The following is an 18,060-nucleotide window of genomic DNA, read 5'->3' on the forward strand; positions in this document are numbered from 1 at the left end:
ACGCCCTTCACGGCTTCCCCTTCGCAACCGAGACTCCCCGTACCCTAAAATGCAGCTTCCTTTAACGACCATCCAGCTCCAAGTACTCCGCTCCCGCCAGGCTCCTTTTGGTTTTGGAAAGTACTCGCGGCGGCGCGCGCGGTACGTGTCAGCCGGCCTTGCGTATACCTGCGTCGCGCAGGTTGACGGGTACGACGGGACGGAAGCGTTCGCGCTTCTGTTCGTCGTCGAAGTGCTGGAGCGCGGGCTTGATCAAGTCGCTGCGCGACACGATGCCGGTTATGCGCAGCGATTGCGGATCGTCGACGACCGGCAGGCGTTCGAGGCCGAGCAGCGCGAGTCGCGATGCGACTACGCGGCACGTTTCGTGCGCCTGCGCGACGGCCGGCACGCGCTCGGCGAACGCGCTCGCGAGCACGGCGCCGGGGCCGGCTTGCGCGCGCTGCGCGTCGAGCGTCGCGCGATCGACGATGCCGAGGAGTCGCCCGTTCTGCACGACCGGGTATGCACGGTGCGTCTGCTTCGCGCCGAAGTACTGCGACTCGACCGCATCGAGCGTCGTGGCGCCGTCGATCGCGACGAGCGCGTCGGCTGGCGTCATCACTTCGGCCACGTCGTGGCGTTCGAGCGGATCGACGCCGTATTCGCGGTAGATGTGATACCCGCGGCGCGCGATCTTTTCCGTCATGATCGAACGCTTCATCACGACGGTCGCGAAGCCGTGCGCGACGAGCGTCGCGGCGAGCAGCGGCAGCAGCGCGTTCGCGTCGTGCGTGAGGCCGAACGCGAACACGATCGCGGTCAGCGGCGCGCCGAGCGTGGCGCCGAGCGTCGCGGCCATGCAGACGAGCGGCCACAGTGCCGGATCGCCGCCGGGCAGTACCGGCGACAGCACGGTGCCGAGGCCGGCGCCGAGCATCAGCAGCGGGGCCAGCACACCGCCCGACGTGCCGGAGCCGAGCGCGATCACCCACATCACGGCCTTCACGATCAGCAGCGCGAGCGCGATCTTCAGCGCGATATGCTGGTGCAGCAGGTCGCCGATCACGTCGTAGCCGACGCCGAGCGCGCGCGGCTCGAGCCAGCCGCCGACGCCGATCACGATCGCGCCCAGCGCCGGCCACCACATCCAGTGCACCGGAAGCTCCGCGAAGGTGTCCTCGACGCGGTACAGCGCGGCAGACAGGCCGCACGCGAGCATGCCCGACAGCAGGCCCGCGACGATGCACGACAGCAGCGCGACGGGCGTCGGCGATGCGGTGGCCAACGGAAACAGCGGGTCGACGCCGAAGAACACGGCGCGGGCGAAACCGGCCACCGCGCACGCGAGCGCGACCGGCAGGAAACTGCGCGGACGCCATTCGAACAGCAGCAGTTCGACCGCGAGCAGCACGGCGGCGACCGGCGTGCCGAACACGGCGGTCATGCCGGCGGCCGCGCCCGCGACGAGCAGCGTCTTGCGCTCGGCCGCGGTCACGTGCACGCATTGCGCGATCAGCGAGCCGAGCGCGCCGCCCGTCATGATGATCGGGCCTTCGGCGCCGAACGGGCCGCCGCTGCCGATCACGACGCCGGACGACAGCGGCTTGAGGATCGCAACCTTCGGCGACATGCGGCTCTTGCCGAACAGGATCGCCTCGATCGCTTCGGGAATGCCGTGGCCGCGGATCTTTTCCGAACCGAAGCGCGCCATCAATCCGACGATCAGCCCGCCGATCACCGGCACGACGATCACCCACGCGCCGAGCGTGTTGTGGGCGGGCGAACGATCGGCGAACGAGAACTGCTGGAAGAAGAACAGGTTCGTGAACAGGTGGATCAGGCTCAACAGCACGAACGCCGCCAGCGTGCTGAGCACGCCGATCCCGGCAGCCAGCAACGCGATCCTGGGCAGGCATTCGTTGGTCGAGAAATCGCGTTTGTGTGGTGCGTTCATCGGAGTAGGGGAAGGTCGGTAAAGCCTGGGTCAGAAATCGATCTGCGGAACCTGGAACGTGCCCTTGAGCGATTTCAGTTCCGTGCGGTGCATGGCCGCGAGACGGGCGAGCAGCGTCTCGCCGGCTTCTTCGAGATGGACCTCGACTTGCCGGCGGTCCGCTTCGCTCGTCTTGCGCTTCACGAGCCCGAGCGCCTCGCAGCGCGTCACCAGCGCGACGACGCCGTGATGCTGCGCCTGCAGGCGTTCGGCGAGTTCGCCGATGGTGGCCCATTCGCGATGCGGGTAGCCTTTGATGTGCAGCAGCAGCAGATATTGCAGCGGCGTCACGCCTTCGCTTTGCGCGGCGCGTTCGGAGAAGCGCTCGAAGCGGCGCATCTGGTAGCGGAATTCGGACAGTTGCTGGAAATCGCCTTTGGTCAGCGCGCGTCGGGTATCGGTCATTGCGGTCGGTCGGGCAGCAGTTTCGGTAACGCAAAATATATCACAACATGATATAAATGGACGATTTTCAGCGAAATGGAGCACATTTTTATGTTCGTCGGCGTTACGCGGCTTCGAGCATCCGCGTCTGCTGGTACAGGCCCGTGACGAGATCCGTCTGCGTAATGATGCCGACGAGCCGTCGCGATGCGTCCACGACCGGGATGTGATGGTGACCCGAATGCGTAAACAGCGGCACCAGCACCGTGATCGGCAGGGTCTGCGGCACGGACGCGACGTCGCGGGTCATCACGGTGGCGACGCTGGGCGGCCGACCGCCGAACGACTGCGGCAGGCGCGCGGCCAGCCGTTGCCACAGCGGGGCCGGGCGGCGCAGCTGGCGCGTGAGGTCGGCGCGCGTGACGATGCCGATCAGGCGATCGTCGCCGTCCACGACGGGCAGCGCCTTCACGCGATGGCGGTCGAGCAGCGTCAGCGCGGCCGCGACCGACGTCGATGGCGCGACTTCGATCGCGTTCTTCGTCATCAGGTCGGCGCACGTGAGCTGGCCGAACGTGCGCGCATACGCCTGCATCTCGGTTTCGCGCAGCAGCATTTCGAGGTCGTCCGGATCGACGTCGAGCCATTCGCCGCGGCGCTTCAGCACGGCGTCGAGATCGGCGCGCGTGAAGCCGCCGCGTGCCGGCGCGGCGCTGCCGCCTTGCGGCTTCGCGTCGGGACGCACGCCGCCGTGCGGATAGCGGTGGCCCGTCAGCGCGTGGTACACGAGCGCGGCCGACAGCAGGATCGCCGATTGCAGCGCGATCGGCTCGACCACGAAGCCGAAGCCGAGCGAGTGGATCGCGGGGCCGCCGAGCACGGCCGTCAGCGCGACCGCGCCCGACGGCGGGTGCACGCAGCGCAGTACGAACATGCCGCCGATCGCGAGGGCGACCGCAACCGCGGCGGCCGTGATCGGATCGGCGATCGACTGCGCGCAGGCGACGCCGACGGTCGCCGCCACCAGATTGCCGCCGATGATCGACCACGGCTGCGCGAGCGGACTCGCGGGCACCGCGAACAGCAGCACCGCCGACGCCCCCATCGGCGCGACGAGCAGCGGCACGAGGCCCGGCACGCCGGGCAGCAGCCGCATCGTGACGCCGACCGTCGCGATGCCGACGAGCGCACCCGCGCACGAGCGCATGCGCTCGCGCCAGCCGAGTGTCATCGGATGGGGAATGAAGCTGTGCAGCCATTGGCGGAATGTGCGACGCGACGGGGAGGTGCCTGACGACATGGACGATAAGCGGTAAAAAGGACGGCGCGGATGACTCAGCGCAAGGAAGGCGCAAATTATATCGCGTTGTGATACAAATTGTCGCGCCGCATCAATACGTTGCGAGCGTGCGACGTATTCGTCTTGCAAAAACCTTTCATCCGATGAAAGCCTGGAGGCGCGGCGATCGCGCAAATTTGCCTGCGGCGGCGTACAATTCGGGCCACCGAATCCCCCGATATGCCACAACCACGCACGCGATGCCCGCTCTCCCGCCCGTTCCCCGGCATGGTGATCGCTTGCGTGTGGTTCGCGCGCACGCCCCGATTCCCGTCTGACGCGAGCGCCGCCGACGTTCCTCCACCGATACTCCCCAAGCCAATTCAATGGACATGCTCGAAAACATGCGCCTGTTCGTGCGCGTTGTCGAAGCCGGCAGTTTCACCGCGGTCGCCAAAGAAATCGATGCGACCACCGCGCAGGTGTCGCGCGCGGTGTCGAATCTCGAAGCTCACGTACAGACGCGGCTGCTGCATCGCACGACGCGCCATCTCGGCCTCACCGAAAGCGGCGAGCGCTACTTCGAGCGTGCGAAATCGATCCTCGCCGAATTCGACTACGCCAACGCCGAGGCGCGCAACGCGCTGCTGCGGCCGAGCGGCAAGATGCGCATCCATGCGATGACGGGGCTCGGGCAGAGTCATGTCGTCTCGTCGATCGTGCGTTACCAGGAAGACAACCCGGACGTGTCGATCGAGCTGACGCTCGCGCAGCGGATGCCGAACCTCGTCGAGGAAGGCTACGACGTGTCGATCGTGACCGCGTCGCAGCTGCCCGATTCCGGCTACGTCGCGCAGACTTGCGGCACGAGTTGCAGCGTGCTGGTTGCATCGCGCGAATACCTGGCGCGGCATGGCACGCCGACCACGCCCGATGATCTGCCGAACCACGTGTGCCTGCGCCTCGATACGCCCGCATCGCCGGCCAGCGAGTGGCGGCTCGAGCGCGGCGACGACGAGGAAACGGTGTACGAGCTGCAGCCGGCGCCGTTCCAGGTCAACGTGCCGGATGCGTTGTGCGTCGCTGTGCGGGCAGGGCGCGGCATCGCGTGCGTCGCGCTGTACACCGTGCTCGACGACATCCGCGAAGGGCGGCTGATTCGCGTGCTGCCCGAGTACCGGCTGCAGACGGTCAGCGTGTATGCCGTCTATGCGACGCGCCGCTATCTCGACGCGAAGATCCGCACCTTCCTCGACCATCTGCGCACGACGCTCACGCCCGCGCTGGAGAACGACCTGCGCGAACTCGACCGGCTCGCGGTCGCGCCGACGCCGGGCACGCGCCAGCGCGCGTGATGCCGCCGCCGGGCGTCATGCGTGCGGCGTGACCCGAATCCGGTCGAAGCGGCCGGCGAGCGACGGTCATGAAGGCCTCGGTCGGCGTGCGCGGCGCGGGCCGCGCATCGGCTGCAACCGAGTATGGGAATCATATCGATATCGGTCTACCATCAAGAGACTATCGATTGATTCAAGATTTGAATGATTGAGCTGAACCAGCTTCGCTGCTTCGTCGCCGTGGCCGAGGAACTGCATTTCGGCCGTGCGGCCAAGCGGCTCTTCATGACGCAGCCGCCGCTCAGCCGGCAGATCCAGTTGCTCGAACATGCGCTTGGCATCGCGCTGCTCGAACGCAGCAGCCGGCAAGTCAGACTGACCGCGGCCGGCGAGCGCTTCTTGCGCGATGCGCGGCACATCCTCGAGTTTTCCGCACGGGCCGAGCAGGCCGCGCAGCGCGTCGCGCACGGCGGGGCTGGCCGCATCACGCTCGGCTTCACGGCCGTCAGCGCATACCGGATGATTCCGGAGCTGCTCGCGCATGCGGCGCACGCGCTGCCGGACGTCGATGTCGAGCTGCGCGAAATGGTGTCGACCGTGCAGATCGACGCGCTCGCGTCGCGCATGCTCGACGCGGGCTTCGTGCGCCAGCGCGCGGCGCGCCATCCGCTCGAATACCGGCTCGTGCAGCGCGAGCCGATGCTCGTCGCGGTCGCGCAGGGCGCGCCGCTGGCCGCGTACGAGCAGATCGGTCCGGACGAGCTCGACCGGCAGCCGTTCATCGCGTATTCGCCGAACGAGGGCAAGTACTTCCACGACATGATCTCGGGGATGTTCGCCAGTGCGGGGCGCTTGCCGAATTACCTGCATTACGTCGGGCAGACGCATACGATCCTCGGCCTGGTGCGTGCCGGGCTGGGTGCCGCGCTGGTGCCGGCGTCGGCGCGCGAGCTGCATGTGGACGGCGTGGTGTTCCGGCCGCTCGCGGGCGTCGACGTGGCGGCCGAGCTGTATCTCGCGTGGCGCGCGGACAACGACAATCCGGCGCTGCCGGTGTTCAACGCGATGGTCGGGCAGTTTCTGACGGACGGGGCGGACGGCGTCGTCGTTTAGAAAAAGTCAGTTGTCTGACGATATCTGCCGGCACGCCTGACGTGCGCCACGGGCCGGAAAGACCGAAATACGCCAACTCCGCATGGCACTTCGGCCCGAAATTTCCACCTGCCCGTCACGGGAAAACCCTCATTTCTCACTCATCGGTCGTCGTATTACTGTATCGATACACTAAATCGATACAGTCGTGTCGGAAGACGCGATTGGAAAGGAGACGGCCATGACTACCTTCACCCGGCGGCGCTTTCTGCAAACGGCATCCGCCGCCACGCTCGCGGTCGCGGGCGGCTTGCCGGAAATCGGCCGCGCGGCGCAGACCGTGACGCTGCGCTGCTCGTCGTCGATGCCGGCCGATCAGAACGCCGCGCACTACGTGTGGTACGAGCGTCTCGCGGCGAACCTGAAGGCGAGCGTCGGCGACGCGATCCGGGTCGACTACTTTCCGAACAGCCAGCTCGGCAAGGAAAGCGACGTCGCGCAGCAGGTGAAGATCGGCGCGATCGACATGATGATCGCGGGCTCGTCGATCTGGGCCACGGTCGCGCCGGAACTCGGCATGCTCGATCTCGGCTACCTGTTCGACAGCTATGCGCACCTCGCGAAGGTGCTCGACGGCCAGGTCGGCGCCAGCCTGAACGCGCTGCTGCAAAAGCGCGCGGGCTGTTCCGTGCTGACGTGGGGTTCGCACTTCGGCGGGCGCTGCGTGTTCACGAAGCAGCCGGTGACGGCGCTGCAGGGCGTGAAGGGCACGAAGCTGCGCGTGCTGCCGACGCCGGCCTTCATGGATACCTTCAAGGTGATGGGTGCGGTGCCGACGCCGATTCCGTTCGGCGAGCTCTACATGGCCGTGCAGACGGGCGTCGTCGACGGGCTCGAGCACGATCCGGCCACCGTGCTCGCGAGCCGCTTCGACGAGATCGTCAAGTCGTGCTGGCAATCGCACCACGTGTTCGCGGCGATGACCGTCGTGATGGGGCGGCGCGCGCTCGAGCGGATTCCGGCGAACCTGCGCCCGGCGTTCGACCGCGCGGTGGCCGACGCGACCGCGCAGCAGCGCGCGATCGCGGCGCAGAAGGCCGAGCAGGCGGAGGCGGCACTGAAGCAGCACGGGATGACGTTTCATCCGATGGCGGATGCCGAGCGCGCGGCGCTGCGGCAGGCGATGCACGACCGCCTCTACATGGCATTCGCGAAGCAGTATCCGGCTACCGCGCCGCTGTTTCCGGCGATCGCCGCCGCGCGGGGTTGAGCGATGGATACCGGTTCCGTTTCGAGCGTCGTGCCGGCCGTTGCCTCAGGCCGTCCCGTGCGCGCCGCCGCTCGTGCGCTGGATGCGGCGATGCGCTGGATCGAATACATGTCGGCCGCCGTGCTGGCCGTCGAGGTGCTGGTCGTATTCGTGTCGGTCGTCTTCCGTTATTTCCTGCACGATCCGGTCGACTGGGCCGAGGAGGTCGCGAGCGCGCTGATGATCGTGCTGGTGTTCTTCGGCGCGGCGACGGTGCTCGGCCGCAGCCAGCACGTCGGCATCGACCTGTTCCGCGGCTGGCTGCCGGCACGCTGGCAGGGCGCGCTCGTGCAGATCGGGCACTGGATCGTCGCGGCGGTGTCGCTGAACCTGCTGGCGTCGTCGTGGCAGTTGCTCGGCGACTCGTACGATCAGTTGACGACCGGTGGCCTGCCGGGCTGGATCAACGTGTATCCGATGATGTTCGGCGCGCTGTTCATGAGCGTGTTCGCGCTCGCGAACGCGCTGAACGCGCCGCGCCGCCGCGTGCTCGGCACGCTGGCCTGCTGCGCGGTGCTCGCGGGCGCCGTGTACGGCTGGAACGCGCTGCGGCCCGAACACGCGATCGCGCCGGGGGCGCTGCTGGTCGCCGGCTTCGTCGGCGGGCTCGTGCTGGGCGTGCCGATCGGCTTCGTGCTCGCGTTTTCGGCGTTGCTGTACTTCCTCGCCGATCCGACGCTGCCGTTGCTCGTCTACTCGCAGCAGGTGATGGCCGGCGCCGATCACTTCGTGCTGCTCGCCGTGCCGTTCTTCGTGCTGGCCGGCTTGCTGATGGAGTCGAACGGGATGTCCGCGCGGCTCGTCGAATTGTTGCTGCGGATCTTCGGGCGCGTGCGCGGCGGGCTCGGGCTGATCGTGATCTTCGCGACGGCGTGCTTTTCCGGGGTGTCGGGTTCGAAGCTGGCCGACATCGCGGCGGTGGGCGGCGTCGTGATGCCGGCCGTGCGCCGCGCGCGGCAGGATCCAGACGAAACCGCAGCGCTGCTCGCGTGCAGCGCGGTGATGGCCGAGACGATTCCGCCGTGCGTGAACATGATCATCATGGGCTTCGTCGCGAACATCTCGATCGCCGGCCTGTTCGTCGCGGGGATCGTGCCGGCGGCCGTGCTCGCCGCGTCGCTGGCGGTCGTGACCGTGATCTGCGGACGCCGGATCGACATCGACGCGGTATTCGTCGAACGCCGCGCGTGGCTGCCGCTCGCCGGCGGCGCGCTCGTCGCGCTGATCATGGTCGCGATGATCGGCAAGGGCGTGACGTCGGGCATCGCGACGTCGACGGAAGTGTCGGCGTTCGCGGTGGTCTATGCGCTGGTGGTCGGCTGGGCGGCGTTCCGCGAGCTGACCTGGCGCTCGGTCGGCCGCGTGTTCGTCCGCGCGGCGTCGATGGCGAGCGGTATCCTGTTCATCGTCGCGGCGGCGTCGAGCGTGTCGTTCGCGCTGTCGATCGAGCAGATTCCCGCGCTCGTCTCGGGCACAATGACGGCGTTTGCCCATCAGTACGGCTCGACGGCGTTCCTGTTGCTGGCGGCGCTGCTGATGATCGTGTTCGGCGCCGTGCTCGAAGGCGCGCCCGCGCTGATCATCTTCGGGCCGCTGCTCGCGCCGATCGCGCTGCAGCTCGGCATCAACCCGCTGCATTTCGGCACGGTCGTGGTGGTGGCGATGGGGTTCGGATTGTTCGCGCCGCCCGTCGGGCTCGGGCTGTTCACGACCTGCGCGATCACGGGGACCGAGGTCGCGCGCGTGGCGCGGCCGATGGTGAAATACCTGCTGGTGCTGTCGGTCGCCCTCGTGGCGCTGATCTTCGCACCGGCGTTTTCGTTGTGGCTGCCGGCCCGTTTCGGCCTGTAGCCCGTTCATTGCAAGACGACATGAGTACGATTCAGGACGTGGCCCGTCATGCGGCTGTTTCGGTCAGCACGGTTTCGAACGTGCTCAACGGCCGCACCGATCAGATGAAGCCGGAGACGCTCGAACGCGTGAAGGCGTCGATGGATGCGCTGCAGTACCGGCCGAGCACGCTCGCGCGCCAGCTCAAGACCGGGCAGACGCCGCTCGTCGGGCTGCTGGTGCCGTCGATGGCGAATCCGATGTACGGCTACATCGCGCGCGAGATCGAGGCTTGCGCGCAGGAGCAGTACGGCCATCGCGTGCTGATCGGCAACACGTACCGCGACGCGGGCAAGGAGGCGTCGTTCTTCGACGACCTGTTCGCGCACGGCGTGCGGCGCGTGATCGTGATCTCGTCGCTCGCCGACGAAAGCCACCTCGAACGCGCGGCCGAACGCGGGATGACGGTCGTCAGCTACGACCGCCGCGCGACGCCCGGCGAGCAATCGAAGGTCGATCACGTGACGGCCGACAACGAAGCGGCCGCGCGGCTCGCGACCGCCTGTCTCGTCGCCGCGGGCCATACGCGGCTCGCGTTCGCGACGGTGGCCGGCGTCACCGTGAGCCGCAGCGACAAGATTCGCGGCTTTCTCGCGGCTGCGCGCGACGCGGGCGCCGATGCGCAAGTGCTCGACGGCGGCCCGGCGAACGAATACGGCGACGCGGTGATCGTCGAGGTCGGGCGTGCGCTCGGCGCCGCGCTCGCGGCCGATCCGGCGCGGCCGACCGGCATCGTCGCGGTCAACGACCTGTTCGCGCTGGGCCTGATGGCCGGGCTGCGCGACGGCGGGTTGCGCGTGCCGGACGACGTATCGGTCGTCGGGATGGATGGTCACTTCCTGTCGGCGATCTCGTGGCCGGCGCTGACCACGGTGCAGTTGCCCGTCACGGACATGGCCGCGGAAATGGTGCGGCGTGTGATGCGGCACGACGGCGACCCGTCGGAGCCCGGGCAGTGCGTGTTCCCGGGCGTCACGCTCGTCGAGCGCGCGTCGGTCGCGCCGCCGCCACGTGCGGTCGAATCGGACGGAGCCCCCGCATGACGCGCGTCTACGTGACCCATCCGTCCGGGATGCTCGATTACTACTTCGGTGCAAAGGCGCTGCGCGCGCTGCAGGCGATCGCGGACGTCACGTGCAATCCGCTCGACCGCGAGCTCGGCTCGGACGAGCTGATCGCCGCCGCCCAGGGATGCGACGCGATGATCGCGTACCGGCAGACGCCGGCACCGCGCGCGCTGTTCGCGGGGCTGCCCGCGCTCGCCGCGTTCCTGCGCTGCGCGGTCGACATTCGTACCGTCGACGTCGACGCGGCGAGCGAATTCGGCGTGCTGGTCACGCAGGCGAGCCCCGGTTTCGGGCCGGCCGTCGCGGAGTGGGTGATCGGCGCGATGATCGACCTCGCGCGCGGTATCGGCGCGTACGCCGATGCGTACCACCGCGGCACGCCGCCGCTGCCGCGGATGGGCCGCGAATTGCGCAGCGGCACGCTGGGCGTGGTCGGCTATGGACAGATCGCGCGCCATCTCGCGCCGATCGCGACGGCGTTCGGGATGCGCGTGCTCGTGTGCGATCCGTACGTGCGGGTCGACACGCCGTCGATCGAACAGGTCGACCGCGCGACCTTGCTGCGCGACGCGGATTACGTCGTGTGCCTCGCGCCGGCGACGCCCGCCACCGCGAACCTGTTCGATGCGGGCGCGTTCGCCGCGATGAAGCCGGGCGCGTGCTTCGTCAATGCGTCGCGCGGCGAGCTCGTCGACGAGCGGGCGCTGGCCGACGCGCTCGACAGCGGTCGGCTGGCCGGTTGCGCGCTCGATGTCGGCCGCGCGACGGACCAGATGCCGACGCCCGCACTCGCCGCGCATCCGCGCGTGATCGCCACGCCGCATATCGGCGGACTGACGCGGCCGGCAGTCGAGCATCAGGCACTGGAGACGGTCGAACAACTCGCCGCGCTGCTCGACGCACGCGTGCCGAACGGCGCGGTCAACGCCGCGCACGCGACGCGGCTCGCACGCTGGCGATCGGCCGACGCATCCGCCGCACCGGGCGCACGATGACGCACGACCGCACCGGCGCGCAGCCGTCGCCCGCCTGCGATTGCCATATTCATATTTACGACGATGCGTATCCGCTCGCACCGACGGCGACGTTCCGCCCGCCGCATGCACCGGTGGACGCATATCGCCGCGTGCAGCGGGCGCTCGGCCTCGCGCGCGTGGTCGTCGTGCAGCCGACCGGTTACGGGTTCGACAACCGCTGCACGCTCGATGCGCTGGCCGCGCTCGGCCCGCAGGCGCGTGGCGTCGCGACGTTGCCCGTCGACGTGCCGGACGCCGAACTCGAGCGGCTGCACGCAAGTGGCATCCGCGGTGTGCGGTTCATGACGCTGTCGGGCGGCGTCGCGCGATGGGACGAGCTCGAGCAGATGGCCACGCGGATCGCGCCGCTCGGCTGGCACATCGACCTGCAGCTCGATGGCCGGACGCTGCCCGACGTCGAGTCGATGCTGACGTCGTTGCCGGCGCATGTCGTCGTCGATCACACGGGCAAGTTCCTGACGCCGGTGACGCCGGATGCGCCGGCGTTCGTCGCGTTGCGGCGCCTGCTGGATCGCGGCCACGTTTGGGTGAAGCTGTCCGCGCCTTACGAGACTTCGCGATCCGGTGCGCCCGGTTACGACGACGTCGCGCGCCTTGCCACCGTGCTCGCGCGCGAGCATTCGGCGCGCTGCGTGTGGGGTAGCAACTGGCCGCATCCGAACGCGTCGCCGGTGCCCAACGATGCGCACCTGCTCGGCTGGTTGCACGCCTGCGCGGCGGACGAGGCGGTCGGCCGCGCGATGCTCGTCGACAATCCGGCCGTGCTGTACGGGTTCGATGCGGACGCCGCGATCGGCGTCGAGACGTAACATCCCGGCGACCGGCCGCGGGCCGCGCTTCGATCGACATCAATTTCGACCGAGCGCGACGCGTCGCGGCACCGGCAACATCCTTACTGTTCGGAAAGCTGACGTGCCGCGCATGCTTTCGATCGCGAACGGGCAACGCACCGCGCCGACCGCTTGACGCTGCATGCCGGTCGGCGCAGGATACGTGCGTGCATTTGGAGCGGGGCGCGCTGGCCGCGCGTTCCTGCATCAGCGACGCGCACAAGAACAACGATGAGCCTTCACGCACTCGTACCGGAATCCCGGCGCCGCAGCCACCGGCCTGCCGGAATCACGATTTTCCCGACGCCCGTCGCGTCACGTATCCGTCATCCCGTTTCGTACCGCGCATCGGTACACTTTCCCGTTCGCGCGCCTGCCGTGACGATGAGCGGTGCCGATCGGCGCCGCCGCGTCGCGCGTCAGCCTGTCGCGCCCGAATACCGTATCGCGCATGACGCTTACACCGGCGTCTCGTGACGCCGCCGCCACGCATTCACGCATCGTGCCGTCGACCGTCCCGCGCGCGCGGCGGCACCGGAGTCCGAAGCATTTCGATTGAGCAAGACGCAGCTTACGCACGCAGTTCAGTTCGAGGTTCAAGGAGAAAAACTCATGTCGCAGCTTTCGAATGAAGCAAACGGCAGTTCGGGGAGTGGCAAGGCAAAGCTGATCAAATGGGCGATCATCATCGCCGGCGTCGCGATCGCGGCACCGGCCGCGCTGTTCATCCTGAAGGGGATGATCGCGCTGATCACGGCGGCCGTGATCGGCCTCGGGGCGATCTATTTCGCGCCGGTCGTGGCGATGAAGTTCGCGAACCAGAAGGTGAAGATGATCGTCGAGGAAGCGCAGTCGAATCCGATCGAGACGCTCATCAACCAGCTCGCGGAAAAGCGCCAGGCGGCGCAGAAATTCGCGGACAGCATCACCGCGTTTCGCACCGAAGTGAAGAACTTCGGGGACAAGACCGAGCTGTTCGAGAAGCAGTATCCGGACGACGCGCCACGCTTTCGCGCGCAGCTCGACACGATGAAGCAGCTGCTCGCGTTTCGCGAAAGCCGCTACAAGCAGGTGCAGACGGAACTGAAGAATTTCGCGTCCGCGATCGATCGCGCGAAGGCGATGTGGGACATGTCGCAGGCGGCGCAGCACATGAACAAGCTCGCGGGCCGGCAGTCGGCCGATACGTTCGAGCAGATCAAGACCGACGTGGCCGTCGATTCGGTGATGCGCTCGGTGAACAAGGCGTTCTCCGAAATGGAGACGTCGCTGCTGGACAATCCCGAGGTCAAGCAGGCGCAACAGCAGGCGGCGATGAACGGCACGCCCGTGCCCGGCCCCGATGCGGCACAGGCCGCTGCATTACCGTCGAAACAACAATAACTTCCCGCAGGCACGCAACCATGAAAAAACTTCTCGGTGCAGTCGTGTTTCTGGTGGTGCTCGTCGGCGTATGGATCGTCTACCAGGGCGGCCTGTCGACACTGATTCCCGCGCACGATGCGGCGCCCGGCGCGACATCCGCGCAGGCAGGTGGCGCAGGCCAGCCCGCGCAGCCGTCGACGTCGGGCAACGTGCTGCCGGCCGGCTTCACGCCGCAGGCGAGCACGCTCAAATCGATCGCCGAAAACGGCGTCGTGCGAGTCTCGGTGCAGAACCCGAGCGAGCCGTTCTTCGGCGAGGACAAGGGCGCGCCGCACGGTTTCAACGTCGAATTCGCGCGGCTGCTGTTCTCGGATCCGTCGTTCTCGCACGGCGGCAAGCCGGTCGTCGTCGATACGCGTCACGAAGTCGACACGTACCCGGGCGTGCCGAAGCAACTGCTCGACACCGACGCGAAGGGCAACCATGTCGTCGACGTCGCGATGGACGGGCTGACCTTCCCGGACAACACGCCGGCGGGCGTCGTCTACTCGGTGCCGTACGTCGACGATTTCGGCTATTCGCTGATCGTACGGCAAGGCTCCGCGATCCGCTCGGCCGACGATCTGGCCGGCAAGACGGTCGGCATCCTGAAGGGCGACCCGGACGTGCGTGCATTCGTCACGCGCCAGTATCCGAACGTCCGGTTCGTCGAGGTCGACGATTCCGACCCGGCGTTCATCGCGAAGAGCCTCGACGGCCATGCGGTCGACGCGTTCATCTACGACTATCCGTTCGCGGTCAGCTCGATCAAGGGCACCGACCTGAAGTTCGCGGTGACCAAGCTCGACGGCTCGAACATCGCGTACAAGATCGGCGTGCGTGCCGACGACCAGGACCTGCTGATCTACCTGAACGCCGCGATCGCGAAGCTCAAGCAGTCGCCGCAGTATCTGGACCTGCTGCGCAAGTACTTCGTCAGCGACCAGACGATGACGACCGCGGCCGCGTCGGGCGAAAAGACGTACGTGGTGAAGGCGGGTGACACGCTGAACATGATCGCGGCGAGCAAGCTCGGCAGCGGCCAGCGCTATCGCGAGATCCAGCGCCGCAACAACCTCGCGAACCCGAACCTGATCCTGGCTGGCCAACATCTCGTGATTCCGGCCCGATAGGCGCGGCGTGAAGCGAAGAAGGTGAAGCGGGGAAGATGAAGCACGGCGCGCGGCATGGCGAATCGTTTTCGCCATGCCGCGCGCCGTTTTGCATCAGTGCGTGATCGACAGGAACAGGTAGGCCGCGAACAGCGACAAATGCACGACACCGTGCAGCACCGTCGTGCGTCCCTGGCTGAGCGTCAGCGTGCTGACCAGCAGCGTCAGCGACAGCAGCACGGTTTCCATCGCGCCGATGCCGAGCGTGAGCGGCTGGCCGACCCAGATGAACACGGCCGCGACGGTCGGAATCGTGAGCCCGATGCTCGCGAGCGCCGAGCCGAGCGCGAGGTTCATGCTGGTCTGCAAACGATTCGCGCGTGCGGCGGTGACGGCCGCGAGCCCTTCGGGCAGCAGCACGAGCGCGGCGATCACGATGCCGACCGCCGCTTCCGGCGCGCCGAGTTTCATCACCGCATGCTCGACGGCCGGCGACAGCAGCTTCGCGAGCAGCACGACCGCGACGAGGCTCGCGAACAGCAGCACGAGGCTGATCAGCGCGGTACGGCTGCTCGGCGGCGCCGCGTGCACCGATTCGTTCGCGCTGTCATGCTCGGTGAGGAAGTAGTCGCGGTGGCGCACGGTCTGCACGAATACGAATGCGCCATACAGCACGAGCGACGCTACGCCGGCGAACGCAAGCTGCGATTTCGAAAAGAACGGGCCCGGCGCGGCGTTCAGGTAGTTCGGCATCACGAGCGACAGCACCGACAGCGATGCGAGCACCGCGAGCGCCTTGCTGGCGCCGCGCCCCTGGAAATCCTGTTCGCCGTGCTTCCACGCACCGACCAGCAGGCAGAGGCCGACGATGCCGTTGCAGATGATCATTACGGCGGCGAACACGGTGTCGCGCGCGAGGCCCGATTTCTCGGGGCCCGCGCCGAGCATCACCGACACGATCAGCGCGACTTCGATGACGGTCACGGCGACCGCGAGCACGAGCGTGCCGAACGGCTCGCCGACGCGGTGCGCGACGACTTCGGCATGGTGGACGGCGGCGAACACGGCGCCGGCGAGCGCCGCGGCGAACACGGCGATGACGAGGCCTTCGGCCGGCACGACGCGCGACAGCGCGAGTACCAGCCATGCGGCAAGCGGGGCCCAGAGGGTCCAGCGCGGGAGCTGGTTGGACGAGAGCGGCATGGACGGTTTCCTATGCGAGTGGCGGCGCGCGACGCGCCGTCACGGGTTGACGAAGCCCGGCCAGATGATCCGCCGAACGAGGACGATGAAGCTGATGCACGGCAGCGCGGAACTGCGCTGCCTCGGGTTCGCCGCCGTGAGGCGACGAGGGGCGCGGGCGGGCCGAGGCCCGTCGCTGGATGAAACGGTTCGATGCGACCGAGTGCCGAAGGCGGGGCGCTTGCACGTGGCGACAGACGTGCCGGCGGGACTGAACCGACCCCGAAAGGGCGCGGACGATGGACGGCAACGGCGTGACACGCGGTTTCCCCCTGAAATCCGGCGAATTGTCGAATTTTATCAGGCGTTCGGGGGCCACTATCTCATATTTGAATGCTTTCATTGACCTTTCGGCTTGCAAAAAGTGCCCCGATCGTTCGATTTTTTGAGTTTTACAGTTTCCGTAACGGTCTCTTGCACGACAAATTCGGGCTCGCCCTGACATAAATCTACCGACCGGGCGGTTTATAATCGCTCGCACTTCCACTTCATGACGGATCGCAAGCGATGGCTGTTTCTTCTGCACATTCGGTGAATTCGGGCGCGCTGGCGCAATCGGCGGTCGTCGGCGTGATCGGCGCGGGCGCGATGGGCGCGGGCATCGCGCAGGTTGCCGCGGCGGCCGGCCATGCGGTGCTGCTGTACGACCTGAACGAAGCCGCGTGCGACAAGGCGCTGGCCGGCATCCGCGCGCAGTTCGCGCGGCTCGCGGAGAAGGGCCGTCTCGAGCCGGCGCAGGCGGAGGCGGCCGGCAACCGGATTCGCGCGGTGCGCGCGCTGGCCGAGTTCGCCGGCGCGGCGCTGATCGTCGAGGCGGCGGCCGAGCGGCTCGACGTGAAGCGCGAGATCTTCGCGACGCTCGAGCGTCATGTCGACGATCGCTGCGTGCTGGCGACCAACACGTCGTCGATCTCGATCACGTCGATCGCGGCCGGGCTGCGCGCGCCGCAGCGCGTGGCCGGCCTGCATTTCTTCAATCCGGCGCCGCTGATGGCGCTCGTCGAGGTGGTCAGCGGGCTCGCGACCGCGCCGGAAGTCGCGCGGGCGCTGTACGACACGGCCGTCGCGTGGGGCAAGCGGCCGGTGCTGGCGAAGTCGACGCCGGGCTTCATCGTGAACCGCGTCGCGCGGCCGTATTACGCGGAGGCGCTGCGCGTGCTGAACGAGCAGGGCGGCACGCCGGCCTCGATCGATGCCGTGATGCGCGAAGCCGGCGGCTTCCGGATGGGGCCGTTCGAGCTGATGGACCTGATCGGCCACGACGTGAACTTCGCGGTGACCGAGTCGGTGTTTCGCGCTTACTTCAATGACCCGCGCTACACGCCGTCGCTGATCCAGCAGGAACTCGTGAACGCAGGCTTCCTCGGACGCAAGTCGGGCCGTGGCTTCTATTCCTATGCCGACGGCGCGACGCCGCCCGCGCCCGATCTCGAAGCGCAGCGCGATGCGCCGGCCGACGTCGCGCTGTTCGCGCAGGACGGCCCGGCCGCCGCGCTGCATGCACGCTTCGCCGAACGCATCGCGGGCGCGCGGCCGAGCGGCGCGCATGCCGACGAACTGCTGGCCGTGGCCGGCCGCGCGTCGATCGCGCTGACCGACGGCCGCACCGCGACGGTGCGCGCCGCGCAAACGGGCGTGGCCGACCTCGTGCTCGTCGATCTCGCGCGCGATTACGCGCAGGCCGGGCTCGTCGCGCTGACGCGCGCGCTCCAGTGCAGCGACGCCGCCTATGCGGATGCGGTCGGCCTGTTTCAGCAAGCGGGCTTTCGCGTCGTCGGCATCGCGGACGTGCCGGGCATGGTCGCGATGCGCACCGTCGCGATGCTCGCGAACGAGGCGGCCGACACGGTGAACCAGGGCGTGTGCTCGCCCGCCGATCTCGATCTCGCGATGGAGAAGGGCGTGAACTACCCGCGCGGCCCGCTCGCGTGGGCCGATGCCATCGGCATCGGCCGCGTGCATCGCGTGCTGTCGAACCTCGCGGCGAGCTACGGCGAGGACCGCTATCGCGTGTCGCCGCGCATCGCCGCGCTGCACGCGGCCGGCCGCACGTTCCGCTAGCAACCGGCAGCCGCATCCCGATCACGATAACGACATCACTCCAT

At 68.0% G+C, this 18,060-nt stretch carries 15 protein-coding genes; 10 read left to right on the forward strand and 5 right to left on the reverse strand.

All coding sequences use genetic code 11. The annotated features are described in order from the left end of the window. Positions 1 to 148 precede the first annotated feature (148 nt). The 3 genes from HWX25_RS29970 to HWX25_RS29980 all read right to left on the reverse strand — a co-directional run bounded on the left by HWX25_RS29970 (position 149) and on the right by HWX25_RS29980 (position 3,659). Positions 149 to 1,936, reverse strand: a complete 1,788-nt coding sequence (locus HWX25_RS29970) for a chloride channel protein (protein WP_175912114.1) — start codon at positions 1,934 to 1,936, stop codon at positions 149 to 151. 30 nt (positions 1,937 to 1,966) lie between these two features. Next, positions 1,967 to 2,380 (reverse strand): helix-turn-helix domain-containing protein, encoded by a 414-nt coding sequence (locus tag HWX25_RS29975; RefSeq protein ID WP_059533862.1) that lies wholly within the window; start codon positions 2,378 to 2,380, stop codon positions 1,967 to 1,969. A 103-nt stretch (positions 2,381 to 2,483) separates the two neighbouring features. Beyond that, on the reverse strand, positions 2,484 to 3,659 hold the full coding sequence (locus tag HWX25_RS29980) for an HPP family protein (RefSeq protein ID WP_175912116.1): 1,176 nt from the start codon (positions 3,657 to 3,659) through the stop codon (positions 2,484 to 2,486). A 365-nt stretch (positions 3,660 to 4,024) separates the two neighbouring features. On the opposite strand from HWX25_RS29980, the gene HWX25_RS29985 reads away from it, so the two are divergent. The 7 genes from HWX25_RS29985 (at position 4,025) to HWX25_RS30015 (ending at position 12,176) form a co-directional block, all read left to right on the forward strand. Beyond that, entirely contained in the window at positions 4,025 to 4,993 is a 969-nt protein-coding gene (locus HWX25_RS29985; RefSeq protein WP_059691282.1) for a LysR family transcriptional regulator, read from the forward strand. 183 nt (positions 4,994 to 5,176) lie between these two features. Further along, positions 5,177 to 6,085, forward strand: coding sequence for a LysR substrate-binding domain-containing protein (locus HWX25_RS29990; RefSeq protein WP_175912118.1), 909 nt, complete (start codon positions 5,177 to 5,179; stop codon positions 6,083 to 6,085). 220 nt (positions 6,086 to 6,305) lie between these two features. Next, entirely contained in the window at positions 6,306 to 7,334 is a 1,029-nt protein-coding gene (locus HWX25_RS29995) for a TRAP transporter substrate-binding protein (protein WP_175912120.1), read from the forward strand. A 3-nt stretch (positions 7,335 to 7,337) separates the two neighbouring features. Then, the gene (locus HWX25_RS30000) at positions 7,338 to 9,224 is read left to right on the forward strand and encodes a TRAP transporter large permease subunit (protein ID WP_175912122.1); all 1,887 of its coding nucleotides are present in this window, start codon (positions 7,338 to 7,340) and stop codon (positions 9,222 to 9,224) included. Between the two features lie 8 nt (positions 9,225 to 9,232). After that, a complete protein-coding gene (locus HWX25_RS30005) occupies positions 9,233 to 10,306 on the forward strand; it encodes a LacI family DNA-binding transcriptional regulator (protein WP_175912124.1) in 1,074 nt (357 codons plus the stop codon). Next, positions 10,303 to 11,325, forward strand: coding sequence for an NAD(P)-dependent oxidoreductase (locus HWX25_RS30010; RefSeq protein ID WP_175912125.1), 1,023 nt, complete (start codon positions 10,303 to 10,305; stop codon positions 11,323 to 11,325). Before HWX25_RS30005 ends, HWX25_RS30010 begins: the two co-directional genes overlap by 4 nt. Next, on the forward strand, positions 11,322 to 12,176 hold the full coding sequence (locus HWX25_RS30015; RefSeq protein WP_175912127.1) for an amidohydrolase family protein: 855 nt from the start codon (positions 11,322 to 11,324) through the stop codon (positions 12,174 to 12,176). Before HWX25_RS30010 ends, HWX25_RS30015 begins: the two co-directional genes overlap by 4 nt. A gap of 336 nt (positions 12,177 to 12,512) precedes the next feature. Here HWX25_RS30015 and HWX25_RS30020 read toward each other — a convergent pair whose 3' ends face one another. Then, positions 12,513 to 12,797 carry a hypothetical protein gene (locus tag HWX25_RS30020; protein WP_175912129.1) on the reverse strand — a complete coding sequence of 95 codons (285 nt, stop codon included), beginning with the start codon at positions 12,795 to 12,797 and terminating at the stop codon, positions 12,513 to 12,515. 12 nt (positions 12,798 to 12,809) lie between these two features. Between HWX25_RS30020 and HWX25_RS30025 the strand changes: the two genes are divergently transcribed. Then, entirely contained in the window at positions 12,810 to 13,580 is a 771-nt protein-coding gene (locus tag HWX25_RS30025) for a hypothetical protein (protein WP_059819245.1), read from the forward strand. A 20-nt stretch (positions 13,581 to 13,600) separates the two neighbouring features. Next, on the forward strand, positions 13,601 to 14,734 hold the full coding sequence (locus HWX25_RS30030) for a transporter substrate-binding domain-containing protein (protein WP_175912131.1): 1,134 nt from the start codon (positions 13,601 to 13,603) through the stop codon (positions 14,732 to 14,734). A 93-nt stretch (positions 14,735 to 14,827) separates the two neighbouring features. Here HWX25_RS30030 and HWX25_RS30035 read toward each other — a convergent pair whose 3' ends face one another. After that, positions 14,828 to 15,916, reverse strand: coding sequence for an ionic transporter y4hA (locus HWX25_RS30035; protein ID WP_059533841.1), 1,089 nt, complete (start codon positions 15,914 to 15,916; stop codon positions 14,828 to 14,830). A gap of 546 nt (positions 15,917 to 16,462) precedes the next feature. On the opposite strand from HWX25_RS30035, the gene HWX25_RS30040 reads away from it, so the two are divergent. Then, the gene (locus HWX25_RS30040; protein ID WP_175912133.1) at positions 16,463 to 18,016 is read left to right on the forward strand and encodes a 3-hydroxyacyl-CoA dehydrogenase; all 1,554 of its coding nucleotides are present in this window, start codon (positions 16,463 to 16,465) and stop codon (positions 18,014 to 18,016) included. Positions 18,017 to 18,060: the final 44 nt, after the last annotated feature.

The sequence above is a fragment of the Burkholderia sp. BCC1640 genome (assembly GCF_902833125.1).
Taxonomy (GTDB): domain Bacteria; phylum Pseudomonadota; class Gammaproteobacteria; order Burkholderiales; family Burkholderiaceae; genus Burkholderia; species Burkholderia diffusa.

Excerpts from the sequence above, each read along its gene's own strand:
- HWX25_RS30025 (WP_059819245.1), top strand. The coding sequence starts at position 12,810 with ATGTCGCAGCTTTCGAATGAAGCAAACGGCAGTTCGGGGAGTGGCAAG.
- HWX25_RS30010 (WP_175912125.1), top strand. The coding sequence starts at position 10,303 with ATGACGCGCGTCTACGTGACCCATCCGTCCGGGATGCTCGATTACTAC.
- HWX25_RS30040 (WP_175912133.1), top strand. The coding sequence starts at position 16,463 with ATGGCTGTTTCTTCTGCACATTCGGTGAATTCGGGCGCGCTGGCGCAA.
- HWX25_RS29980 (WP_175912116.1), bottom strand. The coding sequence starts at position 3,659 with ATGTCGTCAGGCACCTCCCCGTCGCGTCGCACATTCCGCCAATGGCTG.
- HWX25_RS29995 (WP_175912120.1), top strand. The coding sequence starts at position 6,306 with ATGACTACCTTCACCCGGCGGCGCTTTCTGCAAACGGCATCCGCCGCC.
- HWX25_RS30035 (WP_059533841.1), bottom strand. The coding sequence starts at position 15,916 with ATGCCGCTCTCGTCCAACCAGCTCCCGCGCTGGACCCTCTGGGCCCCG.
- HWX25_RS30000 (WP_175912122.1), top strand. The coding sequence starts at position 7,338 with ATGGATACCGGTTCCGTTTCGAGCGTCGTGCCGGCCGTTGCCTCAGGC.
- HWX25_RS29970 (WP_175912114.1), bottom strand. The coding sequence starts at position 1,936 with ATGAACGCACCACACAAACGCGATTTCTCGACCAACGAATGCCTGCCC.
- HWX25_RS29990 (WP_175912118.1), top strand. The coding sequence starts at position 5,177 with ATGATTGAGCTGAACCAGCTTCGCTGCTTCGTCGCCGTGGCCGAGGAA.
- HWX25_RS30015 (WP_175912127.1), top strand. The coding sequence starts at position 11,322 with ATGACGCACGACCGCACCGGCGCGCAGCCGTCGCCCGCCTGCGATTGC.
- HWX25_RS29975 (WP_059533862.1), bottom strand. The coding sequence starts at position 2,380 with ATGACCGATACCCGACGCGCGCTGACCAAAGGCGATTTCCAGCAACTG.
- HWX25_RS29985 (WP_059691282.1), top strand. The coding sequence starts at position 4,025 with ATGGACATGCTCGAAAACATGCGCCTGTTCGTGCGCGTTGTCGAAGCC.
- HWX25_RS30030 (WP_175912131.1), top strand. The coding sequence starts at position 13,601 with ATGAAAAAACTTCTCGGTGCAGTCGTGTTTCTGGTGGTGCTCGTCGGC.